This is a genomic window from Maribacter sp. MAR_2009_72, assembly GCF_007827235.1.
Taxonomy (GTDB): Bacteria; Bacteroidota; Bacteroidia; order Flavobacteriales; family Flavobacteriaceae; genus Maribacter; species Maribacter sedimenticola.
In genome coordinates this window covers 1,184,330-1,198,221 of sequence record NZ_VISB01000001.1, presented here as the reverse complement: position 1 = coordinate 1,198,221, position 13,892 = coordinate 1,184,330, and the positions used below count along the sequence as shown (strand labels likewise).

At 38.3% G+C, this 13,892-nt stretch carries 10 protein-coding genes; 6 read left to right on the top strand and 4 right to left on the bottom strand.

Annotated features, from left to right (window positions below; genetic code table 11):
* Positions 1-54: 54 nt before the first annotated feature.
* The 4 genes from JM81_RS05120 to pta all read right to left on the bottom strand — a co-directional run bounded on the left by JM81_RS05120 (position 55) and on the right by pta (position 5,254).
* Entirely contained in the window at positions 55-885 is an 831-nt protein-coding gene (locus JM81_RS05120; RefSeq protein ID WP_144801100.1) for a ferritin-like domain-containing protein, read from the bottom strand.
* 25 nt (positions 886-910) lie between these two features.
* Entirely contained in the window at positions 911-1,645 is a 735-nt protein-coding gene (locus tag JM81_RS05115; RefSeq protein WP_144801098.1) for a ferritin-like domain-containing protein, read from the bottom strand.
* A 320-nt stretch (positions 1,646-1,965) separates the two neighbouring features.
* Positions 1,966-3,150 (bottom strand): acetate/propionate family kinase, encoded by a 1,185-nt coding sequence (locus JM81_RS05110; RefSeq protein ID WP_144801096.1) that lies wholly within the window; start codon positions 3,148-3,150, stop codon positions 1,966-1,968.
* A 10-nt stretch (positions 3,151-3,160) separates the two neighbouring features.
* Positions 3,161-5,254: a phosphate acetyltransferase gene (pta, locus tag JM81_RS05105; protein ID WP_144801094.1), complete on the bottom strand. Its 2,094-nt coding sequence runs from the start codon at positions 5,252-5,254 to the stop codon at positions 3,161-3,163.
* Positions 5,255-5,595: 341 nt separating this feature from the next.
* On the opposite strand from pta, the gene JM81_RS05100 reads away from it, so the two are divergent.
* The 6 genes from JM81_RS05100 (at position 5,596) to JM81_RS05075 (ending at position 13,873) form a co-directional block, all read left to right on the top strand.
* Positions 5,596-6,348 (top strand): TIGR00730 family Rossman fold protein, encoded by a 753-nt coding sequence (locus JM81_RS05100; protein ID WP_144801092.1) that lies wholly within the window; start codon positions 5,596-5,598, stop codon positions 6,346-6,348.
* Positions 6,349-6,384: 36 nt separating this feature from the next.
* Entirely contained in the window at positions 6,385-7,314 is a 930-nt protein-coding gene (locus JM81_RS05095; RefSeq protein ID WP_144801090.1) for a L,D-transpeptidase, read from the top strand.
* Positions 7,315-7,385: 71 nt separating this feature from the next.
* Complete coding sequence (locus JM81_RS05090) at positions 7,386-7,787, top strand: hypothetical protein (protein WP_144801088.1); 402 nt, start codon at positions 7,386-7,388, stop codon at positions 7,785-7,787.
* Between the two features lie 77 nt (positions 7,788-7,864).
* On the top strand, positions 7,865-12,199 hold the full coding sequence (locus JM81_RS05085) for a CusA/CzcA family heavy metal efflux RND transporter (RefSeq protein WP_144801086.1): 4,335 nt from the start codon (positions 7,865-7,867) through the stop codon (positions 12,197-12,199).
* A gap of 10 nt (positions 12,200-12,209) precedes the next feature.
* Entirely contained in the window at positions 12,210-13,352 is a 1,143-nt protein-coding gene (locus tag JM81_RS05080) for an efflux RND transporter periplasmic adaptor subunit (protein ID WP_144801084.1), read from the top strand.
* A gap of 83 nt (positions 13,353-13,435) precedes the next feature.
* Complete coding sequence (locus tag JM81_RS05075) at positions 13,436-13,873, top strand: thioredoxin family protein (RefSeq protein WP_089260568.1); 438 nt, start codon at positions 13,436-13,438, stop codon at positions 13,871-13,873.
* Positions 13,874-13,892 lie beyond the last annotated feature (19 nt).

Genomic DNA, 13,892 nt, shown 5'->3' with positions numbered 1-13,892 from the left:
AGGAGATTGCTTTAAAACAACCTCCTTTACAAACCTAATCTAAACAATAGTTACCTATTCCGATACAATGAAAAGACTGGCAATAGCTGTAGCTTCGTCTCCGGTTAATGGCTCGTCATAAGCTTCGGTAGATGCGCCCATGCTAAATGGGTCGCCAGAGCCTAATGTCGTTACATCAACGCCACCTTGGGTAATGTTTTCCTCACCATTATAAACAGCTTGGGTAGCTTCTGGCATTCCCATGCCTCTTTCATCATTGGTAATCCATCCTTTTAATCCTCTTAGGCGTCTAATTTCCGATGCATGTCTTGCCTCCACAGAATGAATTTGTAATGCTGCGGTCAAGAATTCAGAACCTAGAAGATTTCCTGCTTGTCCTTTATATGCTCTTACACCAGTATCTTCAAAAGCTTGTGCCAATGCCAATAATTGGGCATAGGCAGTCTCTTGTCCTGTTCCATTATTGTTGAAAGGGTCAAACGTTCCACCAGCGGTAAAGTCAAAAGTTGGTTTCTCTACCGGGGTTACACCAGCTCCTTCTAAACCGGCAATCAAAAAATCTACATGTGCCTGTTCATGTTTGGAAATCTGCATGTAAACTGTTTCTGGTCTACCAGAAGGTAACACTCCGGATTGTAAGGCTAAATCATAAAATTCATCTTCCAAATATTCCAATGTAAGTGCTAATTGCAAAGCACCCACTGGATCTGCGGACATAGACTGTGCAAATGCTTTCTTGGGCATGGTAGCCAAACCAAAAGGAACAGCGGCCAAAGCGGCTTTTTTTGTTAATGAACCAAACGTTCCAAATATATCTCTTCGTGAAGATTTACTATCCAGTAAATTATCTGTAGTAAATTCATCTAAAAATTTTATAATACTCATAATACTTTTTTTTTCAGGTTATTGTTTAAGGTAAATTGTTTGCGGTGAACGGTGTAGTTATAAATCCGGTTGCACCTACTGCAGCAAGAATATCCGATGGATCAAGTGCCACATCTAATCCGCTCATTACATCAACAGTATCATCACCGGCAAAATCAGCAGACCCCGGGTTAATCAATGTTCTAATGGCCGAAGCATGTCTTGCTTCTACGGAAACAATTTTACCGGCTAAAAGCAAATAGTCTGGGCTAGTTAAAAGTCTACCTGCACCATTGTAAGCGGCAACACCTGTGTCTTCCAAAATTTTTGCAGTACCTAAAACTTGGTCTCTGTTGTTGAAATCTAAATCTCCATAATCAAATTCTAACCTTGGTAAAACTAATTCTGTATTACTACCAACCGCCGCTGTAATAGCCGTCTTGAAAAAATCTCTATGGTTTACCTCATGATTATATAAATCCGTCAGTACCAATCGTTCTTCATCGCTAATATTTGCATAAAAGGAATTAACAACTTTAGTATAAAAATCGGCTTCTAATTGTTCTAGGGCATAGGCATAGTTTAAAACACCTAAATCGCCAGAACCTAAATCAAAAATTCCATCTTCACCTTCTGGAGGCATCATTGCCATACCGTCATCGTCATTGCTACACGCTACCAATAAGCTGGCACCTACAAGGCCCATACCACTAAGTTGTAAAAACCTACGGCGGTTCTTGGCTTTATTATTGGAATCAACTTTAATAATTTTTTTCTCCATGATATTTAGATTTTAGATTACATTTCTATTAATACCTACGGGATGTTGTAATGAAGGTTTCTAAAGAAATGTTAAAACCTTATAGGTGAGTGTTAAATTAATTGGAGAAAGCATATCGCAGCACTATAAATCCGAATATCTATTCTATCAAAGTAAGTTTATGTTCTGATTGTATTATGAGAAATAAGAAGTTGAATTTCTGAGCATAATTAAATCAATTTAGCCCATATACATATAATTTTAGAAACCTATAGCCATTTGCAATAATTACAAAAATATCACAATAACTATTCCAATAAATCAGTACTATTAGAATGTTTTTAGGTAAGTAATTGATACACTTGTTGGGCAATTTCCAATTCTTCATTGGTTGGAACCACCAGAATCTTAACCTTGGAATCAATGGTGTTTACTTCACGGATAGTTGCCGCTCTTAAATCATTTTTAGCATCGTCCAAAACTATATTAAAATGGCTCATATTTTGGCAAACAAGCTTACGCATTAAGCTAGAATTTTCCCCAATTCCGGCCGTAAAGATTATGGCATCTAATCCGTTCATGGCGGCAGTATAGGCGCCTATATATTTTTTTATGCGGTAGGCGTTCATCTCTAGGGCCAGCATACATTTTTGGTTACCATTACTTGCCTGGCTTTCAATATCCCGCAAATCATTATAGCCAGTAAGGCCAAGCATACCGCTTTTTTTGTTCAGAAGTTCATTTATTTCGGATAGGCTATAGCCCAGGGTGTCAACCATATAGAAAATTATGGAGTGGTCAATATCTCCACTACGTGTTCCCATAATTAATCCGTTAGACGGTGCAAAACCCATACTGTGGTCTATACTTTTACCATTTTTGATGGCCGTAATACTACACCCATTCCCTAAGTGAATTGCAATTACATTGGTCTTTTGATTGTTTAAATAAGCATTTGCTTTTTCAGATACATATTTGTGACTGGTACCATGAAATCCGTACGCCTGTACGCCTTTTTCGTCATATAAGGGTAGGGGAATGGCATATTGTTTGGCCTTTACGGGAATAGTACCATGAAAAGCGGTGTCAAAGACGGCAACTTGCTGAGCGTTTTTAAAGATCGCTTCCGCCATTTCTATGCCTACTAAATTGGCAGGATTATGAAGTGGCGCCAAAGGAGATAGTTTTTTTATACTCTTTTTTACATCATCATTTATTAAGGTGGTTTTTGTGTAAGTGCTTCCCCCATGTACCACCCGGTGGCCTATGGCATCAATGTTGTCCGTACTTTCAATAACTCCTTTTTCAGAATCTAAAAGTAATTCCGTTATTCTTTCCAGACCTTCCCTGTGGTTGTTTATCGTGCAGGTCCTTTCTATCTTATGATCTTTTGATGTAAAGGAAGAAATGGCATCGATACTGCCAATACGCTCAATTATACCTGCGCAAATAATTTGTGCGGAAGGCATGTTCAAAAGTTGATATTTGATGGAAGAACTACCGGAATTTATAATTAAGATATTCATGAAAATTGAGTTAAAGGCCTTGCGCCTGTATGGCGGTGATGATTACGGTATTAAATATATCTTCTACCGTACAACCACGGCTTAAATCGTTTACGGGCTTGTTCAATCCCTGTAACATAGGTCCAATTGCCAATGCTCCTGTTTCCCGTTGCACGGCCTTGTATGTATTGTTGCCGGTATTTAAATCGGGAAAAATGAATACACTTGCTTGTCCGGCAACTTCAGAATCGGGTAACTTACTTAATCCTACCTTGGCATCTACGGCGGCATCATACTGTATTGGTCCTTCTACCTTTAGATCGGGTCTTTTTGTTTTGATGATTTCAGTAGCCTTGCGAACCCTGTCCACATCTTCTCCTACGCCAGATGCACCTGAGGAATAGGATAGCATGGCAATTTTTGGTTCTATGCCAAATGCGGTACTTGTGGCGGCAGAGGAAATGGCAATTTCTGACAATTGTTCAGCTGTTGGGTTTGGATTTATCGCGCAATCGCCAAAAACGGTAACCCTATTGGGCAAGCACATAAAGAAAATGGAGGAGACTATGGATACGTCAGGTCTGGTCTTAATAAATTGTAACGCAGGCCGAATGGTGTGTTGGGTAGTGTGTACCGCTCCGGATACCATACCATCCGCATGTCCTTTATAAACCATCATTGTACCGTAATAAGAAACATCTTCCATTAAATCCTTGGCCATGGCCAAGTTCACATTTTTATGTTTCCTTAATTCAAATAAGGTATTGGCGTACTCATCAAAAACTGGTGATGCAGTTGGATCAATGATATTAATGGTCTCAAGGTCAAGGTCAATATCCAATTCAGTAATTTTTGTCCTAATCTGTTCTTTGTTGCCCAATAAAGTAATGGAGACCGCATCCGCATCTATTAATTTTTTAGTGGCTAAAAGGATACGTTCATCAAGTCCTTCGGGCAGTACAATATGCTTTTTGGAGGATTTGGCCTTTTGCAGCAAATTATATTGGAACATTCTAGGGGTAATGCCCTTTGCCTTGAAGGTAATCAAGCGTTCAGATAATTCCTTGGTGGGCACGTGTTTTTCAAATTCTTGGATAGAGGTCAAGATTTTCTCTGTATTATCAGCATATATACGAGGTCTTATGGTACCAATTTTATTGGTTACCGCATAGGTGCCACCGGCAACAGAAAGTATGGGGATGATATCCGTTAGGCCCTCAATCAATTTTGTAATGGAATCTTCAGGAAGGAGTCCGCCCGTTAATACTATACCGGAAAGTTTGGGGTAGTTGGTTGAGATATTGGCTTGCAAAGCACCTAAAATAATATCTGCCCTGTCACCGGGAGTAATGACCAGGCTATCTTCCTTTAAATGGGTGATATAATTACGTAGTTGCATGGCACCAACACCAAAACCGGCTACTTGGTTATTTATAAATGCTTCGCCAAATAATATTTTGGCATCTAATTCTTGCGATATTTCCTTGATGGTTGGGCGTCCTAAAATGGTATTCATGGGGATAGTACCGATCAAGACATTTTCAGGGAGTTTTTTCTGCAGTCCCTCATTGACGATATCTAAATTTTCTGGCTGTATTTTATTCGCAATGATCAATAGTACTTCAACACCTTTTTCCATAAACGAATCATAGGCCATATAAAGATTGCCCAAAAGTTCATCTAACGTTTTGTTTTTACCACTGGCAAGGATAATTGCGGGGATGCCTAAATTTTTGGCAATGAGCACATTAATATCCCATTCAATAATTGTTCCCTCCCCAGAAAAATCGGTTCCTTCCACTAATACGAAATCAAAACGTTTTTCAATGGTTTTGAACTTGTGGATAATGTGCCCTACGATTTCATCGTCCTTATCCTGGTTTTTAAGTTGAACCACATGGCTACGGGTATAGGCATAAGCCTCTTCCGGTACCATGTCTACATTAAAATAACTTAGGACGGTATCTATATGGTTATCTATTTTTCCATCAGGAACATCGTCTATAATAGGTCTAAAATACCCCACTTTGGCCGTCTTGCCCAGTAAGAGTTGCATAAGTCCTAAAGAAACAATGGATTTTCCGCTATTGGGCTCGGTAGTGACAATATAAATGGCTTTGCTCACGTATTGTAATTTTTTGTATGGACTACATTTAAAAGTTCGCTTTTGTATCATCCCGGATACTTGGTTATGGATAATGTTCAAATGAACCGTATGCTAAAAATCTTCGTTATAAATATAAGTATTGTTACGCCTAAATAGGCCCTTTTAAATGATATGAAACAAGATTGAATGCTATATAGGCCAATTTCCATAATTCATACGATCATTACTAAAAGCGACAAACATAAATAGGATAATCATGGCTGAAAATGACAATGCTCATAGTTCAGGTATGAGCATTGTCATTTTTAAATTACTTTGTTCAAGGTACTTTGGTTGGGTATTTAATCAAAGTACAGAAAATGCTTAAAACAAAAAAAAAGGATTCCCCTTGGTTTTTAACGGAAGAGCGTGCTTTCCTAGATGGGCCACGGAGCAGGTTCAAGGAACTTTGGTTTACGTTTAAGGTGCAGTTTCAATTTATCAAGGCATTTAGAAAACTACATTTTATAGGCCCCTGTGTTACCGTGTTCGGTTCTGCACGTTTTTCTGAGGAAAATGATTATTATAAGCAGGCGGAGGAAGTTGGTAAAACTTTGTCCGAAATGGGGTTTGCCGTTATGACCGGAGGCGGTCCCGGTATAATGGAAGCAGCAAATAAAGGGGCTTTTCTAAACAATGGTTATTCTGTAGGGTGTAATATTATATTGCCACATGAACAGGAGCCCAATCCCTATTTGCATAAATGGATCAACATACCATATTTTTTTGTACGCAAGTTTTTGTTGTTGAAGTACTCGTATGCATTTGTTGTAATGCCTGGCGGTATAGGCACGTTAGATGAACTGTTTGAAGCGGTAACGTTGATACAGACAAAAATGATCCACAATTTCCCCGTAATTATTTTCGGTAAGGAATACCATAAGGAACTATACAGGCATATTGAGATTATGGCTGAAAATGAAAGTATTTCAAAAGAAGATTTGGATTTGATGTTTTTAACCGATTCCGTTGAGGAAATGAAGGCTCATTTAAAGGAACATGCAGTTAAAAGATTTGGGCTCATTAAAAAACCCATGCGAACACGATGGTGGTTTGGTGAAAGTAAACGCTAGATAAAAATTATAATGGTCAAAAATCATTTAAGACATATGAAAATAACGATACAGATATGTTGTTTGGTTTTTTTTGTCGCCTGCCAGAGAAATACACAACATCATGCAGAGAACGTGCAAAGGGATAGTATTGGTGTGGCAATGGACTATAGGCCATTGGTAGAGGAGAAGAGGTTTGTTCAGATATTGAACGATGTAAAAGTAGGTGCCTATTTTCAGTTCATGGATTCTGTGGTCAATACATATGATAGCATTGTGCCATATGATTTATCGGAACATTTGTTGGTACGTCATAATCCTTGGATTATAGATACTTTGGAAAACACGGATTATTATAGAATGATTGCTCGTGATTCATTTGTATATGATCAAAGACAAATGATCGTATTACCTAAAGGAAGTCAACTCCATATTCCAGATTCGTTAAGTGCATGTAAATTGTTGGAAGCATTTTCAAATACGGAAATTGATGTAAATGTACCGGAATATAAACTGCGCATCTTTCAAGATTCCATATTGTTATATACGTTTCCGGTTAGAGTGGGCTTGCATAGGAAGCGATACCTAAAATTTGGTGACCGTGTAACAGATTTAAGGACAAAAACGGGCAAAGGTTCCATCATTAAACATGTAAGGCATCCTGATTTTTATAACCCAGTAAACGGCAAGCGTTTTTATGTAACCAAAAGGGATGATGGAAAAACTACGATGATGCCACAAATACCATGGATAGAGACGGAGATCAATGCAATTAGGAACGGTCAAATGATTCACCCCACCACAAATCCTAATACCTTGGGTAAAGCGTATTCCAATGGTTGTATAGGTTTAGGCGAAGCAGATTCTTGGAGGGTCTATTACTATGCCCCTTTAGGTACCAAACTCCGTATACGATATGACTTGAAAACGTATGATGAAGGTATGGTCATTTCCGTTTTAAAGGATGTGTATAATCTATCAAATTAGAATGAATATGAATTGGCTTTTTGAACGTGTCAAGAAACTTGTGCAAACATAATTTTATTAATTTTACTAAAGTGAATAAGCTTTTTTCCATACTATTATCATCGCTGATCATGCTGCAAAGTTTTGGTGTGCACTATGACGATATCGTTCAATTGGATGAATTGATAGAGCATGCGCAGTTCCATAGTGAACGGTATGGGGACAATATTATCGTTTTTCTGTCCAAACATTATGGTGAATTAAAGGCAGAGCACCAAAGGGACCATCAAGAAGAGAAGAAAGACCATGAAAAACTGCCGTTTAATCACAGTAGTAAGTCACACACCTGTATAGCGGACATTTTTATAAATACCTATAAGGCAGATTTTAACCTAGTGGAATTTTTGGATTATAGCGCCGCAAATTTTCATTACCATGCGCCTACATCCACATTACATACCCAGGGTATCTTACAGCCCCCGCGCTTTTCATAACATAATCGATTTTTAATTTATTTAGTTCAAATTCCTTGTTGAGAATTTGGGCGACTAACATTGATGTATATGAAAAGATGCTTTCACAAATTATTAATTTCAGTTTAAGGAATAAGCTCGTAGTACTGTTGTTCACTCTGTTCATTGTGGGGTATGGGCTTTATGCGCTATCACAGATTCCCATAGGTGCGGTACCCGATATAACCAATAATCAGGTTCAGGTCATTACCACATCACGGAATCTGTCTACACAGGATATGGAGCAATTCATTACCTACCCCGTAGAATTGGAAATGGCCAATTTACCCGGAGTTCAGGAAATTCGGTCTGTATCCAAATTTGGACTATCTGTCGTTACCATTGTATTTGATGATGATCTGGGAACATATTTACCCAGGCAATTAATTGCGGAAAAGATAGCGTCTGCATCGGAAAACATTCCTACAGGCTTTGGTACTCCACAAATGGGACCCATTACTACGGGACTAGGGGAAATTTACCAGTATATTTTAGAGGTGGAGCCAGCGTATAAGGACACCTATACCACAACGGATTTGCGAACTATACAGGATTGGATAGTAAAACGACAATTATCAGGTATACCCGGTGTTGTTGAAGTGAACACCTGGGGCGGATTTTTAAAGCAATATGAAGTAGCCATCAATAGCCAAAAGTTAAACGCCATGAACATTACTGCTAGTGATGTATTTAGGGCGCTTGAAAATAACAATAGTGTTTCTGGTGGTGGGTATATAGAAAAAGTCAATCAAGCGTATTTTATTCGAGGTGAAGGCTTGGTTGCCTCTTTGGATGACATTAAAAATATAGTAGTAAAGAATGATGGTATTCCAATTTATATTAAAGACATAGCCACAGTGGATTTTGGAAGTGCAGTACGTTTTGGAGCAATAACCGGCAACGGGGAAGGGGAAAAAGTTTTAGGACAGGTGATGATGCTTAAGGATGCAAATTCTAAAAAAGTGATAGAAGCGGTCAAGGAACGAGTGGAATTAATTTCAACTTCACTACCAAAGGGCGTTTACATTAATCCGTTTTTGGAGCGTAGTGAGCTAATTTCAAAAACAACCTTTACTGTTACGGAAAATTTAATTTTAGGATGTCTGATCGTCATTTTTGTGGTGGTACTTTTATTGGGCAACTTTAGGTCTGGTTTAGTGGTTGCATCAGTAATTCCGTTGTGTTTGTTGTTCGCTTTATCGCTTATGTACATTTTCGGAGTAGATGCCAATCTAATGAGTTTAGGAGCTATTGACTTTGGCATTATCATAGATGGGGCGGTAATTATTGTAGAATTCATAGCGTTCGAGATTACTAGGAAACAGCAAGAATTAAATAGTCTGCAAAAGTTAGAAAGGCAGTATTTAAAAGATGAAATCACCTTTAATGGAGCTTCAAAAATGATGAATTCGGCCATTTTTGGACAATTGATCATTTTGATCGTATTTATACCCATATTGTCTTTGAGTGGTGTAGAAGGCAAAATGTTCAGGCCTATGGCATTGACATTTAGTTTTGCGCTGATCGGGGCAATGATCTTATGTTTTACCTATGTACCGGTAGCGGCATCAATCTTTATAAAGCCCGCCAAGCAAACCGATAAGAACATCTCCGTTCGTTTAATGAATTGGTTGAACAAGAAATATGCACCTATAATTGAATGGGCATTAAATAGTAAAAAAATTGTTTTAGGTATTGCAACGGTATTTCTTTTAGGTGCAATAGTATTATATAGTACCATGGGTAGTGAATTTGTACCTACATTGGATGAAGGGGATTTTGTGATCCAGCCCGTTTTAAAAACAGGGACTTCATTGAGCAAGACTGTTGAAATTACTACCGAAATCGAGAAAATTCTATTGAAAAACTTTCCGGAGGTACAACAGGTTGTTACGAGAATAGGTGCCGCAGAAGTTCCTACCGATCCTATGTCAATGGAAGAAAGCGATGTTATCATTAAACTGGCTCCAAAAGGGGAATGGACCAGTGCAACCTCCAAAGATGAACTTGCGGACAAGTTCAAAAAAGCATTAGCCGTAATACCGGGTATGGAAGTAGAATTTACCCAACCTATAGAAATGCGTTTTAATGAGTTGATTACTGGAGTTAGGGCAGATATTGCCATAAAGATTTTTGGACCGGATTTAGATGTGCTGGCTCAAAAAGGGAACGAGATAGGTAATTTGATAAAAACGGTAGAAGGTGCTGCAGATATAAGTGTAGAGAAAATAGCGGGTCTACCGGAAATGAGGGTTCATTACAACCGGGCCAAAATTGCCCGTTATGGATTGAACATTCAAGACTTGAATGATTTGGTATCCATGGGATTTGCAGGTAAAACTGCAGGCAGTGTATTTGAGGGAGAAAAGCGTTTTGATTTAGTGGTTCGCTTAGAAAAAGGTAAGCGAAAAGATTTGGATGACCTTAAAAACCTATATGTAGATATTCCTACAGGTGGTAAAGTACCTTTGACAGAACTGGCGGAAATCAGCTATAAAAAAGGGGCGGCAAAAATTTCTAGGGACGATACCAAACGCCGAACAGTAGTTGGGGTTAATGTTCGTAACCGCGATCTACAATCTGTAGTGGACGATATTCAAACATTGATAATGGCGAACGTTAAACTACCACTAGGGTATACCATAACCTATGGCGGACAATTTGAGAATTTACAGAGCGCAAGAGACCGCCTTTTAATTGCTGTGCCTATTGCGTTATTGCTCATTTTTGTGCTTCTGTATTTTGCATTTAAATCGGTAAAGGAAGCGTTGATAATTTATTCCGCAATACCATTGGCGGCTGTTGGTGGCGTTGTACTGTTGTGGATGCGAGGTCTACCTTTCAGTATATCTGCAGGCGTAGGTTTTATAGCGCTGTTTGGTATAGCCGTACTCAATGGAATAGTTTTAATTGAGCATTTTAAGGAATTAAAGAAGCAGGCGTTCCCCAGTTTGGATGCGTTGATAAAACAAGGGACTACGGACCGTTTAAGAGCTGTATTGTTAACGGCCTCAGCTGCTGCCCTTGGTTTTTTGCCAATGGCGATATCTACCAATGCAGGGGCAGAAGTCCAAAGACCTTTGGCAACTGTAGTAATTGGGGGGCTTTTTACGGCCACCATTTTGACCTTGGTCGTTTTGCCGGTGCTCTATTCAATCTTTGGTAAATATGAATATTCAAGAAAACCAATTCCTAAAACAACGCTACAAAATGGTATTGCTTTTATTGCACTGCTATTATCGGTTGGCGCATCGGCACAGAATACAAAAATTCAAGATCTTGACGGATTGATATCCTTGGCCCTTGAAAACAATATGGGTATAAAAGCCGGGCAGTCTAAAGTTGAGGTATCAAGGACCATGGTCAATAGTGCCTTTAATTTTGATAAGACCCATGTGTATTATGAGTATGATGAAAATAATTTAGCCATTAACGGGGTGCCGTTAAAAGTATTTGGTGTGCAGCAGGATTTTCGTTTTCCTACTGAATATTTCTCCCAAAAGAGGGTGAATAAAGTAAAAAACAATTTAGTACTAACGCAATTCGATATTCAGCGTAAAGCTTTAAAAAGAGCTGTGACAATTAGGTACTATGAATATCAGGTTGCACGTAAAAAAATAATGGTCTACAAACGTTTAGATAGTCTGTATGCCAATTTCTCTTCTGTGGCCGCCAGAAAGTTTGAACTAGGTGAAACCAATTATTTGGAAAAGATTACAGCGGCTTCAAAACAACGAAAAATTAACTTGGACTATGAACGGGCCGAACAAGAATTGGCTACGGCATATAGTAATTTGTCCGGATTGGTTCAAGTTGAAGATAGCTTGGTATTATCACAGGAAATACATCTTAAAATGGATGTATTGAATGCGTCAATTGAAAATTCTCCGGAGATGGCCTTTCATGAGTTACAAATGCAACTAATGGCTGCAGAAAGTACTGTTGAAAAACAGCAATTGCTTCCAGATATCAGTTTAGCTTACTTTCAAGGGTCAAATTCAGCATTGAACGACAATCTCATAGGATATCAATTGGGGTTGAAAATTCCTTTACTGTTCAGTGGGCAGGCCGCCAAAATTAAAGCGTCCAAAATTGCTAAGGAACGGGCAGTGACAGAATCGGTTTCGTACAGGGTTCAACTGCAATTAAGACAAAATATCTTATTAAAGGAATTGGAGCAGATACAAAATTCCCTCAATTATTATGAAAATGAGGGAACGGTGCTATCAGACGCAATATTAAGGACCGCCCAGATTAGTTTTAAAAATGGTGAAATTGATTTCTATCAATATATACAGAGTTTGGAAAGTTCCTATGATATTCAATTGGGCTATTTGGAAAAATTAAAGGAGTATAACCAAACCGCCGCAAATATTAATTACCTAACCTTATAAATTCTGCATCATGCAAAAACATAGTTATAAAATTTTGAACGTTTTAATGCTTGCATTTCTTGTAAGTTGTGGGGGTGAAGAAAAGTCGCCCACGGGAAGCGGGGAATCAGTTGCAGGTACTGATGACCGTATTCCAATTTCCCAAGAACAATTTGACCAAAATAATATGAAGTTGGATGTTATGAAAGAAATGCAATTTCCGGTTATGATTACTACTTCAGGGATGATAGATGTACCACCGGAAAATAGGGCTGTAGTTAGTGCCACAATGGGCGGTTATATTAAAAGGGCTCCGTTGCTTGTAGGTGATCGGGTTCGTAAAGGTCAATTATTGGTGACTATAGAAAATCCGGAGTTCGTAGCCTTACAGCAAAAATATATGGAAATTCATGGGCAACTAAGCTATTTACAGGCAGAGTACGACCGGCAGCAGACCATGATAGACGAGAAAATTTCTTCACAGAAAAGTTTTCTTAAGGCTCAGAGCGATTATAAAACTGCCGTTGCAACCTATAATGGCTTACGTAAACAATTAAGTATGATGAACATATCTACAGAACAGGTTGAAAAAGGTAATATTAGTTCTGTGGCATCAATTTTTGCGCCCATAGCGGGTAGTATTACAAAAGTGAATGTTTCAAAAGGAACGTATGTTTCCCCTGAGGTACCTATTATGGAGATTATCAATAATGATCATATCCATTTAGAACTGTCCGTATTTGAAAAGGATATCATGAACATCAAGAAAGGACAAATGGTCGAGTTCAAAATTCCTGAATCTTCAAGGGAGACTTTTAAGGCCCAAGTGCATTTGGTAGGGACTTCTATTGACCAAAATAGAACAATAAAGGTTCATGCACATTTGGAAAACGAGGAAAAGGCAAATTTTTTAACCGGCATGTTCGTAGAAGCAAATATAATTACGGAATCAACAAAGAAAATGGCGTTACCTACAGAGGCTATAAGCATTGTAGATGACCAAGCTTACATATTGGTCCTTGACGATAAATTGGATGATCAATACTATTTTAAGCGGATGACAGTTACAACTAATGGTGATTATAATGAAATGACAGCTCTGGAGAACCTATCAGGCGATAATTTAAACAGGCAATTTTTGACCAAGGGCGCTTTTAATTTAATGGGAGAGTAAATGACCGTAAACCATGAATTATTAAGATACCTTAAGAAATAATTGGAACAATAATTGAAACTTGCAATTTAAAAATGACCACAATGAAAAAAGTAGTTTTCATTTTATGTGCTATCCTTTACATAAACGTTTCGTTTGCTCAAGATTGGCAGACAGATTTTACTAGGGCACAGGAATTGGCAAAAGCTAAAAATTTACCCATTGTCCTTGTCTTTCAAGGTTCGGATTGGTGCGCTCCATGTATTAAATTGGATAGGAGCGTATGGTCTACGGAGGAATTTAGGGAATATGCCAATGACCATTATGTCATGCTACAGGCAGATTTTCCGCGAAAAAAGAGTAATGCCTTGCCTATTGAACAATTGAATAAGAACAAGGCCTTGGCTGAAAAATATAATGGTAACGGAATATTTCCTTTTGTAGTGGTCATGGACGCTACAGGTAAGGTGTATGGTGAAACAAGTTATAAAAAGCTTTCTCCCGTTGAATATATAAATGAACTAAATTCCTTTATTGAATAGGTGAAGAACAGTTTTTTCA

Coding starts and splice junctions, on each gene's coding strand:
- JM81_RS05120 (WP_144801100.1), bottom strand. CDS start 885: ATGAGTATTATAAAATTTTTAGATGAATTTACTACAGATAATTTACTG.
- JM81_RS05115 (WP_144801098.1), bottom strand. CDS start 1,645: ATGGAGAAAAAAATTATTAAAGTTGATTCCAATAATAAAGCCAAGAAC.
- JM81_RS05110 (WP_144801096.1), bottom strand. CDS start 3,150: ATGAATATCTTAATTATAAATTCCGGTAGTTCTTCCATCAAATATCAA.
- JM81_RS05100 (WP_144801092.1), top strand. CDS start 5,596: ATGCTTAAAACAAAAAAAAAGGATTCCCCTTGGTTTTTAACGGAAGAG.
- JM81_RS05095 (WP_144801090.1), top strand. CDS start 6,385: ATGAAAATAACGATACAGATATGTTGTTTGGTTTTTTTTGTCGCCTGC.
- JM81_RS05085 (WP_144801086.1), top strand. CDS start 7,865: ATGCTTTCACAAATTATTAATTTCAGTTTAAGGAATAAGCTCGTAGTA.
- JM81_RS05080 (WP_144801084.1), top strand. CDS start 12,210: ATGCAAAAACATAGTTATAAAATTTTGAACGTTTTAATGCTTGCATTT.
- JM81_RS05075 (WP_089260568.1), top strand. CDS start 13,436: ATGAAAAAAGTAGTTTTCATTTTATGTGCTATCCTTTACATAAACGTT.